Consider the following 25,071-nt stretch of genomic DNA (forward strand, 5'->3'; position numbering starts at 1 on the left):
TGATGGGTCACGACTGCGCGCGACCGGTCGGCGCCTGACGCGCCAACCCGAAATAACGGCACGGCCGGCCTTGTCTTGAGGGCAAACGGGGGAAAGAGGCGGAAAAAGACGCGCAGCGGCGCGCGCGAGGCGGCCGCGGCTAACAGGAATCGGGTATGGATCGGCTATTTGTCTGCCTGGAAGCGACCAAGAAGCGGCAATGACCCGCTGGTGGGCAGGATTGGCGGGAAATCAGCGCCGGAAAATCACCGCGGCACCGCCAGCCCGAACTCGCTCATCGCCGGCGCGAAGTCGTGATTGCTCTCCGGCTTGCGCGCGAGCTTCGCAAGCACATAGCGCTGGAACGGGTCGAGCTGCGCCCAGTCTTCGAGGCCGGGCGCTTGCAGGCTGGCAAGCTCGGACTGAAGCGCAATGCTGCCCGGCACCGCGTTCACGTCGCGCCAGGCCGGCGCTTCTTCGGGCGCAAACCATTCGGGCTCGACGTTCGCGTGCGTGCGCATCATCTCGAAGAGCGCGTGGTCGAAATTGGGCTCGATCTGCGTGTCTTCATCGACGGGGAAACATGCCAGCAGCCGGCGGTCCTCGTAGGGCAGCAACTGCCATTGCGCGAGAGAGATGCGCAGACCAAAGCGATCCAGGTTGAAGCGCACGCACATCGGGATATAGGTGAGGTTTTCGGACGACTCGACCTCGAACCGGAAAAGCAGCGGAGCTTCGTTCAATGCCATGACGGTATCCTCGCGAGGCGGGCAAAGGCGCAGGCAAGCGCGCGCGGCCCGCTTGAGGTATTTTAGAACCTTCCGCGCGCGGCGCGGCTGCGCTGTCCCCTGGCGGCGCTGCGGTGCCGCGCCGCACAAGGACTGATGGAGTTTTGCGCTTGAATACCCCAACCCGCACGCAGAGCGCGGCGACGAATCCCCTGGAATCCGATGGCCAACCCGGCGCCATCGAGTTGCGCGTGCACCGGCACCGTGGCGGCACGGTAGAAACGCGCGAGGACCACGTGGGCCAGGAATGGCCCGTCGCGCTCGTTTTCAATGGCATTTCGCACGCGGTCATGATGTGCACGCCGCGCGACCTCGAAGCGTTCGCCGTGGGCTTCGCGATCTCCGAAGGCATTGTCGGGCGCAACGCCGACATTCAGGACATCGAGGTGTACTGGCACGACGAGGCGGATTTGCCGCATGCCGAGGTTCATCTCACGGTCGTGCAGCAGGCATTCGTCGAACTGAAGGAAAAGCGGCGTGCGCTCGCCGGGCGCAGCGGCTGCGGCGTGTGCGGCATCGAGAGCATCGACTTGCTCGATCTCGAGCCCGAGCAGGTGCCCGACACCGGCTTCGTCGCGCGCCTGGCGCCGGACGCCATCGCGCGCGCCGCACGCGAACTGCCGCAGCACCAGGCGCTCACGAAGCTCACCGGCGGCTTGCACGCGGCCGCGTGGTGCGACGAGAACGGCGCGATCCTGCGCGCCTTCGAGGACGTGGGGCGCCACAACGCGCTCGACAAACTCATCGGCCAGCTCGTGATGGAGCGCGCCGACACGCAGCAGGGCTTCGTCTTCCTCTCCAGCCGCGCAAGCTACGAACTGGTGCGCAAAGCCGCACGCGTGGGCATTCCGATGGTCGCGACGATCTCGGCGCCCTCTTCGCTCGCCATCGCCATCGCGAAGCGGGCCGGACTGCGGCTCGTGAGTTTTTGCCGCGAGTCCGGGTATGTCGATTACGAAACGGCCTGATTTAATCTGAGCTTGCGCTCGCGGCTCAATCGAACTGCCGGAAATCCGGCTTGCGCTTTTCGAGGAACGCCGTGAACGCCTCGCGCGCTTCGGGTGCGAGCAGCATCTTGCCGAAGTGCACGAACTCTTCGCTCATACGCGTCTTGATCTCGTGGTCGCTCGCGCGCTTCATGAGCGACTTCGTCACGCGCAGCGACGACGCGGGCAGCGCCACGAGCTTCGCCAGTTGCCCGGCGACGAACGCGTCGAGCTCGGCGGCCGGCAGCACACGGTTCACGAACCCCATACGATGCGCTTCAGCCGCGTCGAAGGTCTCGCCGAGCAGCAGCTTTTCCGCCGCGCCCTGATAGCCCGCGATACGCGGCAGCAAGAGCGACGAAGCCGCCTCGGGGCACAGCCCCAGTTGCGCGAACGGCACGGCGAAGCGCGCATTGTCGGCGGCGTAGACGATGTCGCAATGCAGCAGCAGCGTCGTGCCGACACCGATCGCCGGTCCCTTCACCGCCGCGACGATCGGCTTCTCGCAAGTCGAGATGGCGTCGAGAAAGCGGATCACGGGGGAATCGGCGCCGGCGGGCGGGCTCTTCAGAAAGTCTTCGATGTCGTTGCCGGCCGTGAAGATCTCTGCGTGGCCGCCAATCAGCACCGCGCGCACCGAGGCGTCCTCGTTCGCGCCAGTGAGCGCGTCGGCCATCGCCTGATACATCGCGGGCGTGAGCGCATTCTTGCGCGCGGGCCGGTCGATGGTGATTGTGAGCACGCCGTTTTCGCGTGCCACAAGGATTTCGTTGCTCATACGAATGTCTCCTCAGTCGACCGGAGCTGGCGCTTCAGCGCTGACTCCGGTCCCACCTGGTCTGATACGAAAAACGGTCCGCAAACCGTTAAGTCTGCGAACCGTGTCGATAACGCCTGAGCGCTAGTGCTTACAGCCGCTCGATGATGCCCGCCGCGCCCATGCCGGTGCCAACGCACATCGTGACCATGCCGTACTTGTAGTTGCGGCGGCGCAGACCGTGCACGACCGTCGAGGCGCGGATCGCGCCCGTCGCGCCGAGCGGGTGGCCCAGCGCAATCGCGCCGCCAAGCGGATTGATCTTCGAAGGATCGAGGCCGAGGTCCTGGATCACCGCCAGCGACTGCGCGGCAAACGCTTCGTTCAGCTCGATCCAGTCGAGATCGTCCTGCTTCAGACCCGCGGCCTTCAGCGCCGCCGGAATCGCTTCCTTCGGACCGATGCCCATGATCTCCGGCGGCACGCCGCGCACCGCGAAGCTCACGAAGCGCGCGAGCGGCGTGAGGTTGAACTGCTTGAGGATCTTTTCGGAGACGACGATCAGCGCGCCCGCGCCGTCCGAAGTCTGCGAGCTGTTACCGGCCGTGACCGAGCCCTTGTTCGCGAACACCGCGCGCAGCTTCGCGAGGCCTTCGAGCGTGGTGTCGGCACGCGGGCCTTCGTCCAGCTCGATCAAGCGCTCCTTCACCTTCACTTCGCCCGAAGCGAGATCGGGGAAGCGCTCGACGAGCGTGTACGGCGCGATCTCGTCCTTGAACTCGCCCGCCTGTTGCGCGGCGAGCGCGCGGCGATGCGATTCGACCGAGAACGCGTCCTGCGCTTCACGGCTCACCTTCCAGCGCTCCGCGACCTTCTCGGCGGTCAGGCCCATGCCGTAAGCAATGCCGATGTCTTCATTGCGATCGAAGATATGCGGCGAGAGCGACGGCTTGTTGCCCATCATCGGCACCATGCTCATCGACTCGCAGCCGCCCGCGATCATCGCGTCGGACTCGCCCACGCGGATGCGGTCGGCGGCCATGGCGAGCGCCGTGAGACCCGACGCGCAGAAGCGGTTGACGGTCACGCCGCCCACACTCTGCGGCAGCCCCGCGAGCAGCGCGCCGATACGCGCCACGTTCAGGCCTTGCTCGGCTTCCGGAATCGCGCAGCCGACGATCGCGTCTTCGATCACGCTCGTGTCGAGCCCGGGCACCTGCGCCACGGCCGACTTGATTGCGTGAACGAGCAGCTCGTCCGGGCGGGTGTTCTTGAACACGCCGCGCGGCGCCTTGCCGATGGGAGTGCGGCTCGCGGCGACGATGTAGGCGTCCTGCAACTGTTTGCTCATCTCTTACTCCAGTATCTGGTGTGCGTCGTGCCGCTTAGTTGCGCACCGGCTTGCCGGTTTGCAGCATGCCCATGATGCGTTCCTGCGTCTTCTGCGTGCCGAGCAGTTCGACGAAGGCGCGGCGCTCGAGCTTGAGCAGCCATTCTTCGTCGACGAGGCTGCCCGCCTCGACGTCGCCGCCGCACACCGCTTCCGCGATGCGGCTCGCGATCAGGAAGTCGTGATCGCTGATGAAGCGGCCGTCACGCATGTTCACGAGCGACGCCTTGATGGTCGAGATCGCCGAGCGGCCCGCCACCGGAATTTGCGTGGCGCGCAGCGGCGCACGGTAGCCCGCCGCGCTCAGCGCGCGCGCTTCCTTCTTCGCCGTGTCGAGCAGTTCGAACACGTTGAAGACGATGGTGTCCGAAGGCTTCAGATAGCCCATTGCGCGCGCTTCGTGCGCCGAGGCCGAGACCTTCGCCATCGCGGCGTTTTCGAACGACTTCTGCAGGAACCGGAGCAGATCGCTCGGCACCGCGCCGATCGCCTGCGCGCCTTCTGCGGCGCGAATCGCCGCTTCCTTCAGGCCGCCGCCGGCGGGCACGAGGCCCACGCCCACTTCCACGAGGCCGACATAGCTCTCGATGTGCGCCACACGCTTCGCGCTCTGCAGCATGATTTCGCAGCCGCCGCCGAGCGCGATGCCCGACACCGCCGTGATGACCGGCACGTTCGCGTACTTCACGCGCAGCATCGTGTCCTGGAACTTCTTCACGAACGGCTCGATGCCTTTCGCACCGCCCATCATGAACGCGGGCATCGCCTCTTCGAGGTTCGCGCCAGCCGAGAACGGGCCGCCCGGCGCGCCGAGCTTCAGCGACGTCGGTTGCCAGATCACGAGGCCCTTGTAGCCGTCTTCGGCGATGTCGATGGCCTTCACGAGCGAGTCGAGCAGGCCCGGGCCCATCGTGTTCATCTTGCTCTTGTACGAGACGATGACGACGTCGTCCTCGCCCGCGCGGTCGTCCACCCAGGCGCGCAGGTTTTCGTTCTCGAACAGCGTCTTGCCGTAGGTCTTCGGGTCGCGTGCATTCGTTTCACCGAACAGCGCCGCACGGAACACCTGACGCTCGTACACCGGCAGATTCGAGCGCGGCACGAACCGCGCTTCGGCGGGCGACCACGAGCCGTCCGCGCCATGCACGCCGCCGTTCGCGGCGACCGGACCTTCGAACACCCAGGCGGGCAGCGGCGCATTCGAAAGCGCCTTGCCTGCATCGATGTCTTCCTTCACCCATTCGGCCACCTGCTTCCAGCCTGCGGCCTGCCAGCCCTCGAACGGGCCTTCGTTCCAGCCGAAGCCCCAGCGGATCGCGAGATCGATGTCGCGCGCGTTGTCCGCGATCGACTGCAGATGCACGCCGATGTAGTGGAACACGTCGCGGAAGATCGACCACAGGAACTGCGCCTGCGGGTGCTGCGTTTCGCGCAGCAGCTTCAGACGTTCTGCGGGCGGGCGCTTGAGGATGCGGCCGACCAGTTCGTCGGCCTTGCCGCCGCCGTCGACGTACTCGCCCGTATTCGCGTCGAGCACCTTGATCGCCTTGCCTTCCTTGCGATAGAAGCCGCCGCCCGTCTTCTGGCCAAGCGCGCCCTTCGCTACGAGCCCCGCGAGCACCGCCGGCGTTTCGTAGACCGGAAAGAACGGATCGTCCTTCAGGTTGTCCTGCATCGTCTTGATGACGTGCGCCATCGTGTCGAGGCCGACAACGTCCGCCGTGCGGAACGTCGCCGACTTCGCGCGGCCAAGGCGCGAGCCCGTGAGGTCGTCGACTTCGTCGAAACGCAGTCCGAACTTCTTCGCCTCGGCGATCACCGCGAGAATCGAGAACACGCCCACGCGGTTCGCGATGAAGTTCGGCGTGTCCTTCGCGCGCACCACGCCTTTGCCCACCACGCTCGTGAGGAACGATTCGAGCTGGTCGAGAATTTCGGGCTTCGTTTGCGCCGTCGGGATCAGCTCGACGAGGTGCATGTAGCGCGGCGGGTTGAAGAAGTGCACGCCGCAGAAGCGCGCCTTCAACGCATCGTCGAAGCCATGCGAGAGTTCGGTGATGGAAAGGCCCGAGGTGTTGGTCGCGAAGATCGCGTTCGGAGCGATGTGCGGCGCGACCTTCTTGTAGAGGTCGTGCTTCCAGTCCATGCGCTCGGCGATCGCCTCGATCACCACGTCGCATTCGGCGAGCTTGGCGATGTCGTCTTCGTAGTTCGCGGGCGTGATGTATTGCGCGTCGTCCTTCACGCCGAACGGCGCGGGCGAGAGCTTCTTGAGCGTCTCGATTGCCTTGAGCGCGATGGCGTTTTTCGGGCCTTCCTTCGCGGGCAAATCGAACAGCAGCACGGGCACGCGGGCGTTGATCAGGTGCGCGGCGATCTGCGCGCCCATCACGCCGGCGCCGAGCACGGCCACCTTGCGAATATTGAGGTTGCTCACGTTGTTCCTCCAGCGGGTATGCAATGTCGAGCGGATTGAGGTGTGAGGGCGGCGTGCCTCAACGGGTAACCGAGCAGGCGCCGCCTCTGGACATCGTGTTGAGCGGGCGCGCGCCTTTGCAAAGCACGCGCCCGTTGGCTTTTAGAACAACGCTTCGTCGACTTCCATCAGCGTCTTCGAACCCGCGCGCGCCTGGCGGATCGCCGTGGCCGTTTCGGGCAGAAGCTTCGCGAAGTAGAAACGCGCCGTGGCCAGCTTCGACTTGTAGAACGGATCGCCCGAGCTTTCCTTGTCGAGCGCGATGCGCGCCATGCGCGCCCAGAAGTACGCGAACACGAGGTGGCCCGCCGTACGCAGGTACGGCACCGCAGCGGCGCCGACTTCGTCGGGGTTCTGCATGGCCTTCATGCCGATTTCCATCGTGAGCTTCTGCACCTTGTCGCCGATGTCGGCGAGCGGGTTCACGAACTCCTGCATTTCCGGCTTGATGCCTTCGCTCTCGACGAACTCCGTCACGAGCTTGCCGAACTTCTTGAGCTTCGCGCCCATGTCGCCGAGCACCTTGCGGCCCAGCAAGTCGAGCGACTGGATCGTGTTCGTGCCTTCGTAGATCTGGTTGATACGCGCGTCGCGCACGTACTGCTCCATGCCCCACTCGGAGATGAAGCCGTGGCCGCCATACACCTGCATGCCGAGGTTGGTGCTCTCGAATGCGTTGTCGGTGAGGAAGGCCTTGATGATCGGCGTGAGCAGCGCGACGAGATCGGCGGCTTCCTTGCGCTCGGTTTCATCGCCGTGCGAAAGCTCCTTGTCGATCTGCAGCGCCGACCAGTACGTGAACGCGCGCGCGCCTTCGGCCCAGGCCTTTTGCGTGAGCAGCATGCGGCGCACGTCCGGATGCACGATGATCGGGTCCGCGGCCTTTTCGGGCGCCTTCGGGCCGGTCAGCGCGCGCATCTGCAGACGCTCTTTCGCGTACGTGAGCGAGTTCTGGTAAGCGACTTCGGTCAGGCCAAGGCCTTGCATGCCCACGCCCAGGCGCGCGGCGTTCATCATCACGAACATGGCGTTCAAGCCCTTGTTCGGCTCGCCGACGAGCCAGCCCTTCGCGCCGTCGAGATTCATCACGCAGGTCGCGTTGCCGTGAATGCCCATCTTGTGCTCGATCGAGCCGCACTTGATGCCGTTGCGTTCACCGACTTCGCCCGCGGCCGTCGGGATGAACTTCGGCACGACGAAGAGCGAGATGCCCTTGGTTCCCGGCGGCGCGTCTGGCAGGCGCGCGAGCACGAGGTGGATGATGTTCTCCGCCATGTCGTGCTCACCGCTCGAGATGAAGATCTTCGTGCCGGTGATCGCGTACGAGCCGTCGCCGTTCGGCTCGGCCTTCGTGCGCAGGATGCCGAGGTCGGTGCCGCAGTGCGGTTCGGTCAGGCACATCGTGCCGGTCCACACGCCTTCAACGAGCTTCGGCAGATAAGCCTTCTGGAGTTCGGGCGTGCCATGCGCATGCAGACACTCGTAGGCGCCATGCGAGAGACCCGGATACATGGTCCACGCCTGGTTCGCCGAGTTCAGCATCTCGTAGAGCGCGTTGTTCACGAACGCGGGCAGGCCCTGGCCGCCGTACTCGGGATCGCAGCCGAGCGCCGGCCAGCCGGCCTCGACGTATTGCTTGTACGCTTCCTTGAAACCAGTGGGCGTGGTGACCACGCCGTCGCCGGCGTAGGTGCAGCCTTCACGGTCGCCGACCTGGTTCAGCGGAAACAGCACCTCGGAGCAGAATTTGCCGGCTTCTTCGAGCACCTGATTGATGGTGTCGGCGTCGAGGTCGGCGTGCTTCGGCATCTGCTTCACTTCGCCTTCCACGTTCAGCAGTTCGTGCAGCACGAACTGCATGTCGCGCAGCGGCGCGGTGTACTGTCCCATGTCTTCTCTCCAAAATTTGAGCTACGGGTCCCACGCGCGCCGCCGCGACTTCGGTGTTGCGGTCTGGGCGCTACTGGGTCTCGCTCTGATACGAAACAATCAGCTTCTCGAACGCGGCCCACGTATGCTCGACCGCGTCCGGCAGATGCAGGAAGCGGCCGTCATGGTGCAGGCCGAGCGTCACGCTATACAGTTCGAAGAGCATCAGCGCGGGATCGGTCTCCTTGCGCAAATGGCCTTCTTCAATTGCCTGCGAAATGGCCCTCAGGAGCGCCGCGCGCCACATCGTCACGCTCGCCACGAGCTGTTCGCGCACCTGGCTGTCGGCACGGTCGTCGTACTCGACGGCGCCGCTGATGTAGATGCAGCCGGTCGTGACTTCGTGAATGCGCTTCTCGAACCATCGCGACAGCATCGCACGCAGACGCGGCAAACCGCGTGGCTCGCGCAAACTCGGAAAGAAGACTTCTTCCTCGAATCGACGGTGGTACTCGCGCACCACCTCAACCTGCAGGTCTTCCCGAGACCCGAAGTGAGCGAAGACGCCACTCTTGCTCATCTGCATGCGCTCGGCGAGCAGGCCGATGGTCAGGCCTTCCAGGCCATCGCGTCCTGCGAGGTCGAGTGCTGCATCCAGAATGGCGGCTCGTGTCTGTTCGCCTTTTCGCATAGCTTTCTTTACCGTAACGATGTGGCCGCGATGTTGCCGTCAATTGCTCGTCAACTGCTTACATCAAGGCCTGAATTAAATCGAACGGCCGTACTATTGTTGAGGACAGCCGTCCGCGAAACAAGGACTTTATTAGAAACCGATTTCTAACCGGTACTCTAATTTTGGGGGTTCGTGCGCCGCGCGCAAGCCGACATTCTCTCGATTGCACGTGCGCGGATTCGTGTGGCAGGCGGCTTTCTCGTTCTAGTCGTAGCCGCCCACCGTAATGAGCTTCATGAGGGCACGATAGAACGCCCACGCAAGCCAGTTCACGGCGCGCACGTGCCACGGCCGCGCCTCGTAGCGCGCGCGGTCGATCTGCGCGGCATCGCCGAATGCCGCGAGTATCTCGCCGCGCAGCTGCTCGATCTGCGGATGCTGCACGAGCAGCACGTTGGCCTCGTTGTTGAGCACGAGGCTCAGCGCATCGAGGTTCGAGGAACCCACGGTACCCCAGCTCGAATCGACGACGGCCACTTTGCCGTGGAGCATCGTTTTCTCGTACTCCGCAATCTGCACGCCCGCGCTGAGCAACTGGTGATAGAGGAACGGCACGCCGTAGTCGAGCACCTTGAATTCTTTTCGTCCGACCAAAAGCTTGACGGCCACGCCGCGTTCCGCGGCGCTCACGAGCGCGCGCCGCAACCGCCGGCCCGGCATGAAATACGGATTGGCGAGCAGCACTTCCTTGCGCGCCTCGCCGATGGCGTCGAGATAAGCCTTTTCGATGGCGCGCCGGTTGACCACGTTGTCGCGCGCGACGAACGCCACGCAGGGCACTTGCGCCGTGCGCGGATCACGCACGCTTGCGCGCAGACGCTCGCGCAGCCGCGTGAAGAAGCGCTTCGCGCGAGGCGAGTCCACGGTGGGCGCGAGCGCACGCAGTGCGTCGTCGACGATCTGCGTGGGGCGCCCGATCGTGTGGCCGGTAGGATGCGGCGACATGAAACCCGCGCTCGCGGGCACGCCGGGCGAAACCTGCTGGGGCAGCGGCGGCCGGTAGCCGAGCCGGATCCGCCGCCACTGCTGCTCGATCGCAAGGCGCACGTCCACGACCACGGGGCCGTGCAGTTCAACGGCGAAATCCCAGCGCGAATAAGGCAGCCGGTGGCCGTCCTGCTCGAAATCGTCGATCACGTTGATACCGCCGCAATACGCAAACTGGTCGTCGATCACACAAAGCTTGCGGTGCGTGCGCGAAAAACCGAAGCGCCCGAAGATATGCGGGTTGTAGACGCGATGCTCCACGCCGGCGCCAGGCCAGGTCTCGAACAGCGCAATGCGCGGCGAGCCAATGCCGTCGGTGATGACGCGCACGCGCACGCCGCGCGCCGCCGCGCGTATGAGCGCGTCGGAGAGCGCGCGGCCGATGTCGTCGTCGCAGAAGATGTAGGTTTCGAGCGCAATGTCGCGCGCGGCGGCGTCGATGCGTTCGATCATCGCGCCGAACAGTTCGGCACTCGAGCCGAACAGGCGCACGTCGTTGCCGCTCGTGAAGCGATAGCGTGAACGATAGCGCCGGCCAAGCAGCGCCTCGCGCAGCCTCACCACGCGCTGCGATTCAATGCCGGGATCGGTACTGGTCTCGCTCATGTTGGGCTCACCCGCGACCTTCGCGTAGCCGCTCGGGCAGTTGCAGAATGGCCTCGCGGTTCGACCACGAGAAACACTTCGCCGCCGCCTGCTCGTAAGGCAGCCACACATAAGCCGTATGCTCGCGCGGCGCGAGCGTGACGACTGTGCCCGCGGGCACTTCCAGGCTGAACCAGTGCTCGGTATTACGCGTGACGCCGGGCGCGTAGCGATGGCGCCAGACAGGATAGATTTCGTACTCGATCTCGTGACGCCAGTCGAGCAGCGCCGAATGCGGAACGCCCACCGCCCCGACGGCAATGCCCGTCTCTTCGCCCACCTCGCGCACGGCGGTTTCGGCGAACGGCTCGTCGAGCCGGTCCTTGGAGCCTGTGACCGACTGCCAGAAACCGGGCCGGTCGGCGCGTTCGATGATCAGGACCTCCAGTTGCGGCGTATGGATGACGACGAGTACGGATTCCGGAATCTTCGGCGGCTTCTGCATGGCGATGGAGCGTGGGGAGGAACGCGCACTGCGCGCTTGCGGCGCGTCTAAAGGTAATTTAACGCAAAAAGCAAAAAAGGCGCACGATGCGCCTTTTTTGTTGTTGCGATGCAAAAGCCCCGACGGGCCTTCGCAGCAGGGATCAAGCGCTTACTGCGCTGCCTTCTGCTCGGGCTGACGCAGACGGATGTGCAGTTCGCGCAGCTGGCGCTCGTCCACCGGGCTCGGCGCCTGCGTGAGCAGATCCTGCGCACGCTGCGTCTTCGGGAACGCGATCACGTCGCGGATCGAGTCGGCGCCGGCCATCATCGTGACGATGCGGTCCAGACCGAATGCGATACCGCCGTGCGGCGGCGCGCCGTACTGGAGCGCGTCGAGCAGGAAGCCGAACTTCGCACGGGCTTCTTCCGCATTGATCTTGAGCGCGCGGAACACCTTGCTCTGCACGTCTTCCTGATAAATACGCACCGAGCCGCCGCCGATTTCCCAGCCGTTCAGCACCATGTCGTAAGCCTTCGCAAGGCAGCGGCCCGGATCCGTTTCGAGGTATTCCAGGTGCTCGTCCTTCGGGCTCGTGAACGGGTGGTGCGCGGCCACGTAGCGGTTTTCTTCCTCGTCGTACTCGAACATCGGGAAGTCGATCACCCACAGCGGCTTCCAGCCCTTCTCGACCAGGCCGTTGGTCTTGCCGAACTCCGAATGGCCGATCTTCAGGCGCAGCGCGCCCAGGCTGTCGTTCACCACCTTCGCGCGATCTGCCGCGAAGAAGATGATGTCGCCGTCTTGCGCGCCGGTGCGCTCGAGGATCGCAGCGATCGACGCGTCGTGCAGGTTCTTGACGATCGGGCTTTGCAGACCGTCACGGCCCTTCGCGACTTCGTTGACCTTGATCCAGGCGAGGCCCTTCGCGCCGTAGATGCGCACGAATTCCGTGTAGCCGTCGATGTCGCCGCGCGAGAGTTCGCCGCCCTTCGGCACGCGCAGCGCCGCAACGCGGCCGTCCTTGCTGTTGGCCGGCGTGCTGAACACCTTGAAGTCCACGTCCTTCACGGCGTCAGTCAGATCGGTGAACTCGAGTTTCACGCGCAGGTCCGGCTTGTCCGAACCGAAGCGGCGCATGGCTTCCGAGTACGGCATGACCGGGAACTTCGCGTCGAGCTCGACGCCAATCGTTTCCTTGAACACGTGACGCGCCATGTCTTCGAACAGGTCGCGGATTTCCTGCTCGCCGAGGAACGACGTTTCGCAGTCGATCTGCGTGAATTCGGGCTGACGGTCAGCGCGCAGGTCTTCGTCGCGGAAGCACTTGACGATCTGGTAGTAGCGATCGAAGTTCGCCACCATCAGGAGCTGCTTGAAGAGCTGCGGCGACTGCGGCAGCGCGAAGAACTGGCCAGCGTTCACGCGCGACGGCACGAGGTAGTCGCGTGCGCCTTCCGGCGTGCTCTTCGTGAGCATCGGCGTTTCGATGTCGATGAAGCCGAGCGCGTCGAGATACTTGCGCACGGCCATCGTCACGCGATAGCGCAGACGCAGGTTGTGCTGCATTTGCGGACGGCGCAGGTCGAGCACGCGATGCGTGAGGCGCGTGGTTTCCGAGAGGTTGTCGTCGTCGAGCTGGAACGGCGGCGTGACCGACGCGTTGAGCACGACGAGTTCATGGCACAGCACTTCGATCTTGCCGCTCGTGAGGTTGGCGTTGACCGTGCCTTCCGGACGATTGCGAACGAGACCCTTGATCTGGACGCAGAACTCGTTGCGCACGCCTTCGGCGGCCTTGAACATGTCCGCGCGGTCCGGGTCGCAGACGACCTGAACGAGGCCCTCGCGGTCGCGCAGGTCGATGAAGATGACGCCGCCATGGTCGCGGCGGCGCTGCACCCATCCGCACAGCGAAACAGTTTGGCCCAGCAGCTGTTCGGTCACCAGACCGCAGTATTCAGATCTCATCGACATGATGTTCGTCTTTCGTTATGCATGAATGAACGGGAGCGGCGCGTGCAAGCGCGTCGTCCGGTATTTAAAGCGGAGGATCGATGGGGCGGCGTGGAGAGGTTGCCGGCGCGACCACGCCCATCGAAACAATATACTTGAGCGCGGCGTCGACGGTCATGTCCAGCTCGACCACCTCGCTCTTTGGCACCATCAGGAAGAAGCCCGACGTGGGATTCGGCGTAGTCGGGACATACACGCTCACATGATCTTCCTGCAGGTGGTTGACCACGTCGCCGCCGGGAATGCCGGTGAGAAACGCGATCGTCCACGAACCCTTGCGCGGGTACTCGATCAGGAGCGCCTTGCGAAATGCGTTGCCGTTGCTCGAAAGCAGTGTATCGGAAACCTGCTGGATGCTGCCGTACAGCGGTCCGATGATCGGAATGCGGCGCACCAGCGCGTTCCACCACTCCACCAGCTTCTGGCCGATGAAGTTGTGCGTGAGCAGACCGACCCCGAAAATGAACGCGAGCGTGAGCACCGCGCCGAGACCCGGCAGGCGCACGCCGAACACGCGCTCCGGCCGCCACGATTCGGGCAGCAGCAGCAGCGTCTGATCCATCGTGCCGATGACGAGGTTCAGCACCCACAGCGTGATGGCCAACGGCACCAGCACCAGCAGGCCGGTCAGGAATACCGATTTGAACGTCGCTTTCTTGATCGTCATGTACACCGCCAAACGCGCCGCGCGCGGCTAATGGGCTGCCAGCGCGGCTTCGGCGCGGCGCGTATTCCCGGCAAAGCAGGAATCGCGCCGCAGGTTTTTCAGGTCGAGGCTGCCGGGCTGGCCGTGCTCGCCGGGGTGCTCGCTTGTGTGCTCGCAGCGGGCGCGGCTGCGCTCGCTTCGCTGGAACCACTTGCGGCGCCCTCGCCGGCCGGCTTGCTGCCTTCCGACGACGCGTTTTCCTTCGCGCCGGTCGCCGCAGCGCTCTTGGCGCCGTTGCCGCCGCGGAAATCGGTGACGTACCAGCCCGAACCCTTCAGCTGGAAGCCCGCCGCGGTGACCTGCTTGCGAAATGTGTCCGCGCCGCAGCTCGGGCACTGCGTCAGGGGCGCATCGCTCATCTTTTGGAGCACGTCCTTGTCGAAGCCGCACGACTCGCAGCGATAAGCGTAGATCGGCATGATCTCTATCCTGATGAAAATCTGATAATTGCTTGCAAAGCCTTGAATTATAGCCGCAAACCAGGACCGCCCCTGGCATTTACCGGGGTTGGGTGTCCAGCGGGGAGGGTCGAAAGGATTGCAGCCGCCTCAATTCACATGAGGGCAGCTTGCGTGCACATCAAGAGCGCACGCGGCAATGCAAGGCGGCGAGCGCGTCGCGCGCCCGCCTGACACCGCTCAAACGTGCGACGGCGCGGCGTCGTTGCGGCGCCACACGAGCCAGCGCTCGCGCCCGGCGAACACGGGCAGCGAGTCGGCCACGGGCTGATCGTCGGCCAGCGTGAAGTACGGCGTGAGCAAGGCGTCGAGTTCGTCGCGCGCGATGGCGAACGGCGGCCCCTTGGGTGTTTCGCCGATGAAGAAGTAGCCCGCCAGCAACGCGCCGGGCTCCAGCAGCTGAGCCATGCGCACGGCATAGCTCGCGCGCAGCGACTTGGGCAGCGCGCACAGGAAGGCGCGCTCGAACATCCAGGCTGGCGTGAACGGCGGCGTGTAGGCGTAGAAGTCCGCCTCTTCGACGACGCCGGCGTACTGCCCCAGCGCCGCGCGCGCGCTCGCGACCGCGGCCGGCGCGAAGTCGATGGCGCGCACCGTGCGGCCGCGCTCGGCGAGCCAGCGCGCCTCCCAGGCGTTGCCGCAGCCCGGAATCAGCACCGCGGCATCAGGATGTGCGGTGGCGAAGGCTTCGAACTGGCGCTGCACGCCCGCCTGGTCCCACGGCGTGAAACCGCGCTCGAAGCGCTCGTCCCAGAACGAGGGCGACGACGGGTCGCGGGTTTCGAATTCGGGCACCTCATCCGGTTGCGGCGGCTGGTTTGGGTCGCTCATCGTCTCACTCCTGGTTCTCGTGGTCCGTCACCCGCCGTACGCGAACGCGAGCCACACGCGCGCCGCCACCATGCCCACGCCCACGGCCACGCCGAACACGAGCAGGCCCTGCAGCAGGCGGTTCGTGCGGCGTTGCTCGGCGAGCATCGCGCGGATGGTCTCGTCGCTGGCGAAACCGTGCGGCTCCTGGCGGTGCAGCAGCACCTGGTGCACAAGACGCGGCAATTGCGGCAGCGTCTTGCTCCATTGCGGCGCTTCGATCTTGAAGCGCTCGTACCAGCCGCGCAAGCCGATCTGCTCGGTCATCCAGCGCTCGAGATAAGGCTTCGCCGTTTTCCAGAGATCGAGTTCGGGATCGAGTGAACGCCCAAGGCCTTCGACGTTGAGCATGGTCTTTTGCAGCAGCACGAGCTGCGGCTGGATTTCCACGTTGAAGCGCCGCGAGGTCTGGAACAGGCGCAGCAGCACCTGGCCAAGCGAAATGTCCTTCAACGCCCGGTCGAAATACGGTTCGCACACGGCGCGAATCGCGCTTTCCAGCTCTTCCACGCGCGTATTGGGCGGCACCCACCCCGACTCGATATGCAGCGTCGCCACGCGGTGATAGTCGCGCTTGAAGAACGCGAGAAAGTTCTGCGCCAGGTAGTTCTTGTCGAAGTCCGACAGCGCGCCGACGATGCCGAAATCGAGCGCGATATAGCGGCCGAAATGCGTGGGATCGAGGCTCACCTGGATGTTGCCGGGGTGCATGTCGGCGTGAAAGAAGCCGTCGCGGAACACCTGCGTGAAGAAGATCTCCACGCCCTCGCGCGCGAGCTTCGGAATGTCCACGCCCGCCGCACGCAGCTTGTCCACCTGGCTGATCGGCACGCCGACCATGCGCTCCATCACGAGCACATTGGCCGTGCTGAATTCCCAGTACATTTCCGGCACGAGCAGCAAGTCGAGGCCCGCGAAATTGCGGCGCAACTGGCTGCCGTTGGCGGCCTCACGCATGAGGTCGAGCTCGTCGTGCAGGTACTTGTCGAATTCGGCCACCACTTCGCGCGGTTTCAGGCGCTTGCCGTCGGCCCACAGGCGCTCGGCCCACACGGCGATGTCGCGCAAGAGCGCGAGGTCCGAATCGATCACCGGACGCATGTTCGGGCGCAGCACCTTCACCGCCACCGGCTTGCCCGCGTGCTGGCCGGACTTCACCTTGGCGAAGTGCACCTGCGCGATCGACGCGCTCGCCACAGGCACGCGTTCGAACTCGTCGAAAATCGTATCGACCGGCGCACCCAGCGACTTCTCGATCAGGCCGATCGCCACGTTCGAATCGAACGGCGGCACCTGGTCCTGCAGTTTTGCGAGCTCGTTGGCGATATCGGGCGGCAGCAGGTCGCGGCGCGTGGACAGCACCTGGCCGAATTTCACGAAGATCGGGCCGAGGCTTTCGAGTGCGAGACGCAGGCGCAAGCCGGGCGGATCGTCGAAACGACGGCCGATCGTGGTAATGCGCAGGAGCAGCGCTACACGCCGGTCGTTGATCCGGCTCAACATCATCTCGTCCAGGCCGAAGCGGATGACGGTGAAGAAAATCTTGAGAAAACGCAGAAAACGCATGTCTGGGGGGCCTGTTGACTAGCGCGAGCCGTGCGGCGCAGCGCTCTGGCTCCCGCCGCCGGCCGGTGATTTTTGTTCGAGTCGCTCGACGCGCTTTTCCACGCGCGCCAGCGCATCGCGTGCGCGCGACAGCTCATCGTTGAAGCCGTCTAGCTCGGCGCGCCGCACGAGCTGCGGATTTTCGTCGAGCAGATACTCCGTGACGGAGCCGAGGACGTTGCGGCCGGTGCGCAGCGCCTGTTCGCCCGCGGCGCGCGCGAGCGTGGCGATGCGTGAAGCCGGCGCGTCGCCGATCAGCTTCGCGAGGTCCTCTTCGGGCTCCCAGCGCAGATGCTCGGCGAGCTTGCCGATGACCTGCGCGAACTCGGCGTCGCCCTCGATCTTGACGTGCTTCATGACGGCCGCCTGGCCGCCCTGCACGAACGACGAGAGCGCACCCGCGGGCAGCGAAAGCGTCACGTCGACATCGCCTGCATCGTGATCCTCGACCGCGCCCAGATAGCCGTCCGGCTGCACGAGCAGCGTGAGCACGACAGGCGGGCAGGTGAGGCGCGCCGTCTTGCCCGCATACGGGGCGAGGCGCTCGCGTGCCCACGTTTCACGGGCGAGCAGGTGATTGACGGCAGCGGCGAAGGGCTTGGCGGCAAGAGTCATCGGCATGGAATAAGAAAACCCGCACGGGCACAAGCCCGGGCGGGTTCCCATTGTAACGTTCGAGCCGTCGGATCGCGCCGCCACCCTGCCCTCGCCAATGAGGCACGACGGCTGGCTGGCGCAGCGCTGCGTGATCTTTATCAAATCACGAAGCGCACACGAAGCGCACTACGTCCTTGCAAACTCAGTGAGTTTCGACCTGCTGGATACCCGCGAGCAGCCAGCCTTCGCCCGACGTGCGCGACTTCGAGAGATTCCACACCTCCGCAAACGGCTCGGCGGGCGCCCCCATGGTTTCGCGAATCAGGCCGGAGAAACGTACGCTCGCAAGGTATTCGTTGTCGCGCTCCTCCACGCCGAGCAAGTCCGCGTTGAGTTGCACGACGTCGGTCTGGTTCTGTTGCGCACCGCGGCCCGCGAGATCGACGCGGATCTCGGCAAACATCTCCGGCGTCGTGAATTCGCGGATGTCGTCCATGTTGCCGGCGTCCCAAGCGGCCTGCAGACGCACGAAGTAAACCTTCGCGTTGCGCACGAAGGCTTCGGTATCGAAGCCAGCCGGGACGGTGGGCGCCGTATCGACGTGCGGGGTGCTGACCGGATTGGCCTCAGACGCGAGGTACTGCCCTGTGGGCGGCGCGCTGTAGCGCGGCTCCTGCGGCTGATACCCGCCCGACTGGTTCAGGCTGGCCGACGAACCGTACCCGCCACCGGTCTGGTACGCGGGTTCTGCGGCACGGCGGCGGCTCATGAACTTGCGGATCAGCCAGACGGCGATAAAGGCGATGATCGCGATCACGATCATGTTGGCCATCATGCCCGCGAACGCCTCGCCAAGACCGAAGTGCGAAAGCAGCGCGGCGATGCCGAGACCGGCCGCGAGACCCGCGATAGGCCCAAGCCAGCGGTTGCGCGCCGGCGCGGCCGCGGGCGTGGGAGCCGGCGTGGCGGGTGCGCGCTGGGCGCCGGCCTGCTGTGCGGAATTAGTGGGGCTCGTGGGGCTGGGCTGCGCGGGCGGCGGCGTGGTGCTGCGCTGCGAGGCCACCGACGACTGCTTGCCGAAACTGCGGCCGCCACCCATGCGGCGAGCCTCGGCGTCGAACGACGCGAGACTGCCGGCAATCATCACGCCGGCGAGGGCCAGAACACCGAATCGTCTGGCCCACGATGATGAAAGCTTTTTGGAAGCATCGATTCTGGGCTCAGACATAACGGAAATTCCTTTAAAGACAGTGATTTGGAAACACTAATACTTTGTGCCGACGTGTAAGGCTACCACGCCAGCTGACAAATTGTAATATTTGACGGCGTCGAGGCCGACTTGTTCCATCATCGTCTTGAGTGTTTCCTGATCCGGGTGCATGCGGATCGATTCCGCGAGGTACTGGTAGCTGTCCGCGTCCTGGGCAAAGCGGCGGCCAAGCCACGGCAGCACCTTGAACGAATACACGTCGTACGCCTTCTTGAGCGGCTCCCAGACCTTCGAGAACTCGAGCACGAGCACGCGGCCGCCCGGCTTGAGCACACGGCGCATCTCGGCCAGCGCGCCGTCCTTGTGCGTCATGTTGCGCAGCCCGAAAGCCACGGTCACCACGTCGAAGTAGTTGTCCGGAAAGGGAATTTTCTCGGCGTCGCACAGGAGCGCCGGCGTGATCACGCCCTTGTCGATCAGGCGGTCGCGGCCCACGCGCAGCATCGACTCGTTGATGTCGGTGTGCCAGACCTCGCCCGTCGGGCCCGCTTTCTTCGCGAACGCCATGGAGAGGTCGCCGGTGCCGCCCGCGATGTCGAGCACCTTCGCGCCCGGCCGGATGTTCGCCTGGGCGATCGTGAACGCCTTCCACGCGCGGTGCAGCCCGCCCGACATCAGATCGTTCATCAGGTCGTAGTTCGAGGCGACCGAGTGAAACACGCCGGCCACCTTCTTCGCCTTGTCCTGTTCGTCGACTGTCTGATAGCCGAAGTGGGTTTTGCTCATCGCGCTCGTCCTTTCGCGGAAGGGTGTTCTATTGAGGTGCTGCGCCGCGTCTGTCAGAGAAGCGGCGGGGCAGGATCGTAACAGGAAGCGTCAGTGGCAGTGGCCATGCGCGGCAGGGGGCGCCGCCATGGGTGCGTCGCGCTCGACGCCCGCCGCCTTCAGTTTGGCGAAATATTCCGCCCAGAGTTCGTCCTGGCGCGTGGCAAGCTCGTAGAGCTGGTCCCACGAATAGATGCCGGTGTTGTGGCCGTCGGAAAACGTAGGCTGCAGCGCATAGTTGCCGACCCCTTCGAGCGCCGTGATCGTCACCTCGCGTTTGCCTGTTTGCAGCGTTTCCTGGCCGGGGCCGTGACCGCGCACTTCCGCCGACGGCGAAAACACGCGCATCAGCTCGAAAGGTACGCGATAGCTCTCGCCGTTCGCATACTGGAGTTCCAGCACGCGCGAGAGCGCGTGCACCACGACGCCGGTTGGCACCGGCGTATCGGATTTCAGTCCACTCATGATCGTTCCTGCTGTTGGACGCCCACCGCCCGGCCCGGGCCTGGTCTGGTCTGGTCTGGTCTGGTCTGGTCTGGTCTGGTCTGGCCTTAAGCCTGCTCCATTTCCTGGCGCACCGCGTCGCGCAGCAGCGTGGCCTGTGCGCGGCGCTGGCCCAGCATCGCCTCGGACACCGTGCGCTGGCGCGGCGACCAGACGGACATGGGGAAATGCGCGTCGTTCGTGAAGCGCGGAATCACGTGCCAGTGCACGTGCGGCACCTGGTTGCCGAGGCTCGCCAGATTCACCTTCGAAGGATGCATGACGCGGCGCAGCGCACGCTCGACGGCGTACACCGCGCGCATCAGATGTTCCCGGTCGGCCGCGCCCAGGTCCGAGAATTCGGCGATGTGCGTATTCCAGATGACCCGGCAGAAGCCGGGATAGTCGGCCTCGGCAGTCGCGAGCACGACACGCATGCGCTCGTCCTGCCACAGCACATCGCCGCCTTCCTCACTGCAGAATACGCATGTCATCGTCGTCCCCGAACCGGTTCACGGAAAATTGAGCGCTGCCATTAGACCAGCACGCGCTCGATTCCGCCATTGTTCGCGTTCTGAACGTAGTCCGCCATCCAGTTTTCGCCAAGTATGTGCCGGGCGATTTCCACCACGATGTAGTCGGCTTCGATGTTGGCGTCTTCGTTGTACCGCGACAGACCCTGGAGGCACGACGGGCAGCTCGTCAGAATCTTGACGTCCTGCGTCGTACCCTGCCCGCCCGCTTCCTGCGGCGTTGCCGGCTGCACTCCGTTCGCGCCGTTGCCCACGATCGGAATGCCGCGCAGCTTCGCCGCGCCCTTGCGGATTTCCTCTTCCTTGCGGAAACGCACCTGCGTCGAAATGTCCGGGCGCGTAACGGCCAGCGTGCCCGATTCGCCACAGCAGCGATCGTTCTTCTCGATCTTGTAGCCGTCCTTTTCGGAACCCATCAGCTCGTTGACGAGCTTGACCGGGTCGATCGTCTTGATCGGCGTATGGCACGGGTCGTGGTACATGTAGCGCGTGCCCGACACGCCATCGAGCTTGATGCCCTTCTCCAGCAGGAATTCGTGGATGTCGATGATGCGGCATCCCGGGAAAATCTTGTCGAATTCATAACCGGCCAGCTGGTCGTAGCACGTGCCGCACGACACCACCACCGTCTTGATGTCGAGGTAGTTGAGCGTGTTCGCCACACGGTGGAACAGCACGCGGTTGTCGGTGACGATCTTCTCGGCCTTGTCGTACTGGCCCGAGCCGCGCTGCGGATAGCCGCAGCACAGGTAGCCCGGCGGCAGCACCGTCTGCACGCCCGCTTCCCAGAGCATGGCTTGCGTGGCGAGTCCCACTTGCGAGAACAGGCGCTCCGAGCCGCAGCCGGGGAAGTAGAACACCGCTTCCGAATCGACGTTCGTCGTCTTCGGGTTGCGGATGATCGGCACGATCTTGTTGTCTTCGATGTCGAGCAGCGCGCGCGCCGTCTTCTTCGGCAGGTTGCCCGGCATCTTCTTGTTGACGAAGTGGATCACCTGCTCGACCACGGCCGGCTTGCCCGTGGATGCGGGCGGATGCGCCGTCTGCTTCTTCACGAACTTCTTCAGCACGTCGTTGCCGAGGCGCTGCGCCTTGTAGCCCACGCCCATCATCGCGGTGCGCGCGAGATTGATGGTCTGCGGGTTCGTGGCGTTCAGGAAGAACATGCCCGCGGCGTTGCCCGCGTTGAACTTCTTCTTGCCCATCTTGCGCAGCAGGTTGCGCATGTTCATCGTCACGTCGCCGAAGTCGATCTTGACCGGGCACGGCGTCACGCACTTGTGGCAGACCGTGCAGTGGTCGGCCACGTCGTTGAACTCGTCCCAGTGCTTGATCGACACGCCGCGGCGCGTCTGCTCTTCGTACAGGAACGCCTCGACCAGCAAGGAGGTCGCGAGAATCTTGTTGCGCGGGCTGTAGAGCAGGTTCGCGCGCGGCACGTGCGTCGCGCACACCGGCTTGCACTTGCCGCAGCGCAGACAGTCCTTCACCGAATCGGCAATCGCGCCAATGTCGGACTGCTTCATGATGAGCGACTCGTAACCCATCAGGCCGAACGACGGCGTGTAGGCGTTGCGCAGGTCGGCGCCTTCGAGCAGCTTGCCCGCATTGAAGCGGCCTTGCGGATCGACACGCTGCTTGTAGGCGCGGAACTCGGCGATCTCGTCATCGGTCAGGAATTCGAGCTTCGTGATGCCGATGCCGTGCTCGCCCGAAATCACGCCGTCGAGCGAACGCGCGAGCTTCATGATGCGCGCAACCGCGTGGTGCGCGTCCTGCAGCATCTCGTAGTTGTCCGAGTTGACCGGCAGGTTCGTGTGCACGTTGCCGTCGCCGGCGTGCATGTGCAGCGCCACGAACACGCGGCCGCGCAGCACCTTCTTGTGGATCGCCTGAGTCTCGTCGAGGATCGGCTTGAATTCGCCGCCGTTGAAGATCTTGCGCAGTTCCGCGCGGATCTCCTGCTTCCACGAGATGCGCACCGTGCGGTCCTGGGTCACGTGGAAGACGTTGGCGTCCGGCTGCACATCCACACGGTCGGCGAACTTTTCCGCGAGTGCCTCATAGCCCAGTTGCACGAGGTAGTGCTGCGCCTCGCGCAGCGACAGGTCGAGCTTCTCGCCCACGAAGGTCCAGCGCTCGCGCACGCGCTTGAGCAGGTCGAGCGCCTGCTGCACGCGGTCTTCGAGCAGTTCCGCGGAGGGAATCTCGTTCGCGTCGTCCGTCTTGCCGAGCGGCAGCTTGCCTGCCTTGAAGAACGCCTCGAGCGCGTCGACCAGCTGCAGCTTGTTCTTGATCGACAGCTCGATGTTGATGCGCTCGATGCCATCCGTGTACTCGCCCATGCGATTGAGCGGGATCACGACGTCTTCGTTGATCTTGAACGCGTTGGTGTGCTTGGCAATTGCGGCCGTGCGGCTGCGGTCGAGCCAGAAGCGCTTGCGCGCCTCGGCGGACACCGCGACGAAGCCTTCGCCGCTCTTGCCGTTGGCCATGCGGATGACTTCCGAGGTCGCGGCGGCCACGGCATCGGCGTCGTCGCCGACAATATCGCCGATCAGCACCATCTTCGGAAACGCGTTGCGCTTGCTCTTGGTCGCATAGCCCACCGCACGCAGATAGCGCTCGTCGAGGTGCTCGAGGCCCGCGAGAATCGCACCGCCCTGCTTCGACGTTTCGAACAGGTAGTCCTTGATCTCGACGATGCTCGGAATCGCCTCGCGCGCCTGGCCGAAGAATTCCAGACAGACCGTGCGCGTATGCGCGGGCATCTTGTGCAGCACCCAGCGCGCGGACGTGATGAGCCCGTCGCAGCCTTCCTTCTGCACGCCCGGCAACCCGGCCAGGAATTTATCGGTGACGTCCTTGCCGAGGCCTTCCTTGCGGAAACGCTTGCCTTCGATATCGAGCGACTCGGTGCGCAGCAGCTTTTCGCCCGGCGCGTACTCGCCGTCGAACCACTTCAGCTCGAAGCGCGCCACGGGAATGTCGTGGATCTTGCCCATGTTGTGGTCGAGGCGCGTGACCTCGAGCCAGTTGCCCTGCGGGTCGACCATGCGCCACCAGGCGAGATTGTCGAGCGCCGTGCCCCACAGCACGGCCTTCTTGCCGCCCGCGTTCATCGCGACGTTGCCGCCGATGCACGACGCATCGAGCGAGGTCGGGTCCACGGCGAACACGAAGCCCGCGGCGTCGGCGGCCTCCGTCACGCGGCGCGTGACCACGCCCGCGCCCGAGAAAATGGTCGCGACCTTGCGGTCCACGCCCGGCAGGTCGGTCATCTCGACCGGACCGAGCTGCTCGAGCTTTTCGGTGTTGATGACGGCCGAGAACGGCGTGAGCGGCACCGCGCCGCCCGTGTAGCCCGTGCCGCCTCCGCGCGGAATCACCGTGAGGCCGAGTTCGAAGCAGGCCTTGATGAGGCCGGCGATTTCGGCTTCGGTATCGGGCGTCAGGACGACGAATGGGTATTCCACGCGCCAGTCGGTCGCGTCGGTCACGTGCGAGACGCGCGAGAGGCCGTCGAAGCGGATGTTGTCCTTCTGCGTGCGCTTGCCCAGCACCTTGACGGCGCGGCGGCGCAGGTCGGCCATCTTCTCGAACTCGCCCGCGAAGGCGTCGATGGCGCGGCGCGTGGCGCCGACCAGTTTTTCCACACGCGCGGCGCGCTCCACGCCTTCCTTGTCCGCATGCTCCTGCAGATCGGCGCGGCGGCGCTTTTCGATTTCGGCGAGGCGGTGGTTCAGCGCCTCGATCAGGAGCGCGCGGCGCTTCGGATTGTCGAGCAGGTCGTCCTGCAGATACGGGTTGCGACGCACGACCCAGATATCGCCCAGCACCTCGTAGAGCATGCGCGCCGAGCGGCCGGTGCGGCGCTCCGCGCGCAGTTCGGCGAGCGCGTTCCATGCGTCTTCGCCGAGCAGGCGGATGACGATTTCGCGGTCCGAGAAGGACGTGTAGTTATAGGGAATCTCGCGCAGGCGCGGTTCGATGTCGGCGGCCACGGCGGCGGCGGCGCCGCGAGGATCGAAAACTTGAGGTGCGTTCATGGTTGGACGACTCTTTGGGCCAGCCCCGCGCACGGCTCGCGGCCGCTGCGACGGATGCTGACGGGGCGCGTGGGGCGCTATTCTGAAATCGTGTCCGCCTGTGGCAGGCTGCGGACGAAAGGGGTGGGGAGGCACATGGCGGCAACGCTCACGCCGATGGTTCCCCGGCGCTCGGATTTAGCGACACGATCGTGCGTGGCGGGCGTGCCGCTGCGCCGCCGGGCGGGTTACGCGCCGTGCGGGCATCAAATGGGCTGTCCGAGGTTGCCAGTGCATCATCCGATCCTTGTTTCGAAAACAGATTTTACCGCATGATCCGCGCCCGCGCTGACGCTGCGTGGGAACTTGGCCAACACCTAACATTCACTTGCGTTGACGGGTGGTTCACGCTCGATTGCACGCGCTTTGACGATGATTTGCCTTCCGGCCGGTCGGCGAATCGCGCCGGCGCATCGAGTGACAGCCGCCAGCCCGCGCCGGTATGCCCGCGCTGGTATGCCCCCGCCTCCAGAGCGGGAGCCGTTGGCGCTATCATTTACGCTTTCCCGCCCTAAACCCGCGCCCGGCGCGTCCTCGCATGGTCTCCCACGACGATTACCTGAAGAAAATCCTCACCGCCCGCGTCTACGACGTCGCCCGCGAGACCGAACTCGAGCGCGCCCCGAACCTCTCGGCGCGCCTGCGC

20 protein-coding genes are annotated in these 25,071 nt (G+C 64.9%); 1 reads left to right on the top strand and 19 read right to left on the bottom strand.

Features of this window, described 5'->3' with window-relative positions:
- Positions 1–245: 245 nt before the first annotated feature.
- Positions 246–728, bottom strand: coding sequence for a nitrate reductase associated protein (locus U5A58_RS22305; RefSeq protein ID WP_321963041.1), 483 nt, complete (start codon positions 726–728; stop codon positions 246–248).
- Between the two features lie 149 nt (positions 729–877).
- On the opposite strand from U5A58_RS22305, the gene fdhD reads away from it, so the two are divergent.
- Complete coding sequence (gene fdhD, locus U5A58_RS22310; RefSeq protein WP_321963042.1) at positions 878–1,735, top strand: formate dehydrogenase accessory sulfurtransferase FdhD; 858 nt, start codon at positions 878–880, stop codon at positions 1,733–1,735.
- A gap of 25 nt (positions 1,736–1,760) precedes the next feature.
- Here the strand turns inward: fdhD and U5A58_RS22315 are convergent, their stop codons facing one another.
- From U5A58_RS22315 to U5A58_RS22400, 18 genes are all read right to left on the bottom strand, one after another.
- The gene (locus U5A58_RS22315) at positions 1,761–2,531 is read right to left on the bottom strand and encodes an enoyl-CoA hydratase (protein ID WP_321963043.1); all 771 of its coding nucleotides are present in this window, start codon (positions 2,529–2,531) and stop codon (positions 1,761–1,763) included.
- A 130-nt stretch (positions 2,532–2,661) separates the two neighbouring features.
- Positions 2,662–3,861: an acetyl-CoA C-acyltransferase gene (locus U5A58_RS22320; RefSeq protein WP_321963044.1), complete on the bottom strand. Its 1,200-nt coding sequence runs from the start codon at positions 3,859–3,861 to the stop codon at positions 2,662–2,664.
- 34 nt (positions 3,862–3,895) lie between these two features.
- Positions 3,896–6,337 (bottom strand): 3-hydroxyacyl-CoA dehydrogenase/enoyl-CoA hydratase family protein, encoded by a 2,442-nt coding sequence (locus U5A58_RS22325; RefSeq protein ID WP_321963045.1) that lies wholly within the window; start codon positions 6,335–6,337, stop codon positions 3,896–3,898.
- Positions 6,338–6,478: 141 nt separating this feature from the next.
- A complete protein-coding gene (locus U5A58_RS22330; protein WP_321963046.1) occupies positions 6,479–8,266 on the bottom strand; it encodes an acyl-CoA dehydrogenase C-terminal domain-containing protein in 1,788 nt (595 codons plus the stop codon).
- 70 nt (positions 8,267–8,336) lie between these two features.
- Entirely contained in the window at positions 8,337–8,936 is a 600-nt protein-coding gene (locus U5A58_RS22335; RefSeq protein WP_158758626.1) for a TetR/AcrR family transcriptional regulator, read from the bottom strand.
- Between the two features lie 246 nt (positions 8,937–9,182).
- Positions 9,183–10,571 carry a phospholipase D-like domain-containing protein gene (locus tag U5A58_RS22340; protein WP_415774275.1) on the bottom strand — a complete coding sequence of 463 codons (1,389 nt, stop codon included), beginning with the start codon at positions 10,569–10,571 and terminating at the stop codon, positions 9,183–9,185.
- Positions 10,572–10,578: 7 nt separating this feature from the next.
- Positions 10,579–11,055, bottom strand: a complete 477-nt coding sequence (gene nudB / locus U5A58_RS22345) for a dihydroneopterin triphosphate diphosphatase (RefSeq protein ID WP_321963047.1) — start codon at positions 11,053–11,055, stop codon at positions 10,579–10,581.
- Between the two features lie 150 nt (positions 11,056–11,205).
- Positions 11,206–13,011, bottom strand: coding sequence for an aspartate--tRNA ligase (gene aspS, locus U5A58_RS22350; RefSeq protein ID WP_321963048.1), 1,806 nt, complete (start codon positions 13,009–13,011; stop codon positions 11,206–11,208).
- Positions 13,012–13,075: 64 nt separating this feature from the next.
- Positions 13,076–13,717 (bottom strand): DUF502 domain-containing protein, encoded by a 642-nt coding sequence (locus U5A58_RS22355; RefSeq protein ID WP_110384393.1) that lies wholly within the window; start codon positions 13,715–13,717, stop codon positions 13,076–13,078.
- A gap of 98 nt (positions 13,718–13,815) precedes the next feature.
- Positions 13,816–14,175, bottom strand: a complete 360-nt coding sequence (locus U5A58_RS22360; RefSeq protein ID WP_321963049.1) for an FmdB family zinc ribbon protein — start codon at positions 14,173–14,175, stop codon at positions 13,816–13,818.
- Positions 14,176–14,394: 219 nt separating this feature from the next.
- Positions 14,395–15,045 carry a methyltransferase domain-containing protein gene (locus U5A58_RS22365; RefSeq protein ID WP_321963050.1) on the bottom strand — a complete coding sequence of 217 codons (651 nt, stop codon included), beginning with the start codon at positions 15,043–15,045 and terminating at the stop codon, positions 14,395–14,397.
- Positions 15,046–15,072: 27 nt separating this feature from the next.
- Complete coding sequence (ubiB, locus tag U5A58_RS22370; protein WP_321963051.1) at positions 15,073–16,650, bottom strand: ubiquinone biosynthesis regulatory protein kinase UbiB; 1,578 nt, start codon at positions 16,648–16,650, stop codon at positions 15,073–15,075.
- A gap of 18 nt (positions 16,651–16,668) precedes the next feature.
- On the bottom strand, positions 16,669–17,304 hold the full coding sequence (locus tag U5A58_RS22375; protein WP_321963059.1) for an SCP2 domain-containing protein: 636 nt from the start codon (positions 17,302–17,304) through the stop codon (positions 16,669–16,671).
- Between the two features lie 184 nt (positions 17,305–17,488).
- A complete protein-coding gene (locus U5A58_RS22380; protein WP_321963052.1) occupies positions 17,489–18,514 on the bottom strand; it encodes a Tim44 domain-containing protein in 1,026 nt (341 codons plus the stop codon).
- 36 nt (positions 18,515–18,550) lie between these two features.
- Positions 18,551–19,282 (bottom strand): bifunctional demethylmenaquinone methyltransferase/2-methoxy-6-polyprenyl-1,4-benzoquinol methylase UbiE, encoded by a 732-nt coding sequence (gene ubiE, locus U5A58_RS22385; RefSeq protein ID WP_321963053.1) that lies wholly within the window; start codon positions 19,280–19,282, stop codon positions 18,551–18,553.
- Positions 19,283–19,372: 90 nt separating this feature from the next.
- Positions 19,373–19,786 carry a DUF971 domain-containing protein gene (locus U5A58_RS22390; RefSeq protein ID WP_321913666.1) on the bottom strand — a complete coding sequence of 138 codons (414 nt, stop codon included), beginning with the start codon at positions 19,784–19,786 and terminating at the stop codon, positions 19,373–19,375.
- A gap of 86 nt (positions 19,787–19,872) precedes the next feature.
- The gene (locus tag U5A58_RS22395; RefSeq protein WP_321963054.1) at positions 19,873–20,298 is read right to left on the bottom strand and encodes an HIT family protein; all 426 of its coding nucleotides are present in this window, start codon (positions 20,296–20,298) and stop codon (positions 19,873–19,875) included.
- A gap of 41 nt (positions 20,299–20,339) precedes the next feature.
- Positions 20,340–24,386, bottom strand: a complete 4,047-nt coding sequence (locus U5A58_RS22400; protein WP_321963055.1) for an FAD/FMN-binding oxidoreductase — start codon at positions 24,384–24,386, stop codon at positions 20,340–20,342.
- Between the last annotated feature and the right edge of the window lie 685 nt (positions 24,387–25,071).

Source organism: Paraburkholderia sp. J7, from assembly GCF_905220155.1.
Classification (GTDB): Bacteria; Pseudomonadota; Gammaproteobacteria; order Burkholderiales; family Burkholderiaceae; genus Paraburkholderia.

Bases quoted from the DNA above. Each gene is read 5' to 3' on its own strand.
- U5A58_RS22305 (WP_321963041.1), bottom strand. From the start codon at position 728: ATGGCATTGAACGAAGCTCCGCTGCTTTTCCGGTTCGAGGTCGAGTCG.
- U5A58_RS22315 (WP_321963043.1), bottom strand. From the start codon at position 2,531: ATGAGCAACGAAATCCTTGTGGCACGCGAAAACGGCGTGCTCACAATC.
- U5A58_RS22320 (WP_321963044.1), bottom strand. From the start codon at position 3,861: ATGAGCAAACAGTTGCAGGACGCCTACATCGTCGCCGCGAGCCGCACT.
- U5A58_RS22330 (WP_321963046.1), bottom strand. From the start codon at position 8,266: ATGGGACAGTACACCGCGCCGCTGCGCGACATGCAGTTCGTGCTGCAC.
- U5A58_RS22335 (WP_158758626.1), bottom strand. From the start codon at position 8,936: ATGCGAAAAGGCGAACAGACACGAGCCGCCATTCTGGATGCAGCACTC.
- U5A58_RS22340 (WP_415774275.1), bottom strand. From the start codon at position 10,571: ATGAGCGAGACCAGTACCGATCCCGGCATTGAATCGCAGCGCGTGGTG.
- nudB (WP_321963047.1), bottom strand. From the start codon at position 11,055: ATGCAGAAGCCGCCGAAGATTCCGGAATCCGTACTCGTCGTCATCCAT.
- aspS (WP_321963048.1), bottom strand. From the start codon at position 13,011: ATGTCGATGAGATCTGAATACTGCGGTCTGGTGACCGAACAGCTGCTG.
- U5A58_RS22355 (WP_110384393.1), bottom strand. From the start codon at position 13,717: ATGACGATCAAGAAAGCGACGTTCAAATCGGTATTCCTGACCGGCCTG.
- U5A58_RS22360 (WP_321963049.1), bottom strand. From the start codon at position 14,175: ATGCCGATCTACGCTTATCGCTGCGAGTCGTGCGGCTTCGACAAGGAC.
- U5A58_RS22365 (WP_321963050.1), bottom strand. From the start codon at position 15,045: ATGAGCGACCCAAACCAGCCGCCGCAACCGGATGAGGTGCCCGAATTC.
- ubiB (WP_321963051.1), bottom strand. From the start codon at position 16,650: ATGCGTTTTCTGCGTTTTCTCAAGATTTTCTTCACCGTCATCCGCTTC.
- U5A58_RS22375 (WP_321963059.1), bottom strand. From the start codon at position 17,304: ATGACTCTTGCCGCCAAGCCCTTCGCCGCTGCCGTCAATCACCTGCTC.
- U5A58_RS22380 (WP_321963052.1), bottom strand. From the start codon at position 18,514: ATGTCTGAGCCCAGAATCGATGCTTCCAAAAAGCTTTCATCATCGTGG.
- ubiE (WP_321963053.1), bottom strand. From the start codon at position 19,282: ATGAGCAAAACCCACTTCGGCTATCAGACAGTCGACGAACAGGACAAG.
- U5A58_RS22390 (WP_321913666.1), bottom strand. From the start codon at position 19,786: ATGAGTGGACTGAAATCCGATACGCCGGTGCCAACCGGCGTCGTGGTG.
- U5A58_RS22395 (WP_321963054.1), bottom strand. From the start codon at position 20,298: ATGACATGCGTATTCTGCAGTGAGGAAGGCGGCGATGTGCTGTGGCAG.
- U5A58_RS22400 (WP_321963055.1), bottom strand. From the start codon at position 24,386: ATGAACGCACCTCAAGTTTTCGATCCTCGCGGCGCCGCCGCCGCCGTG.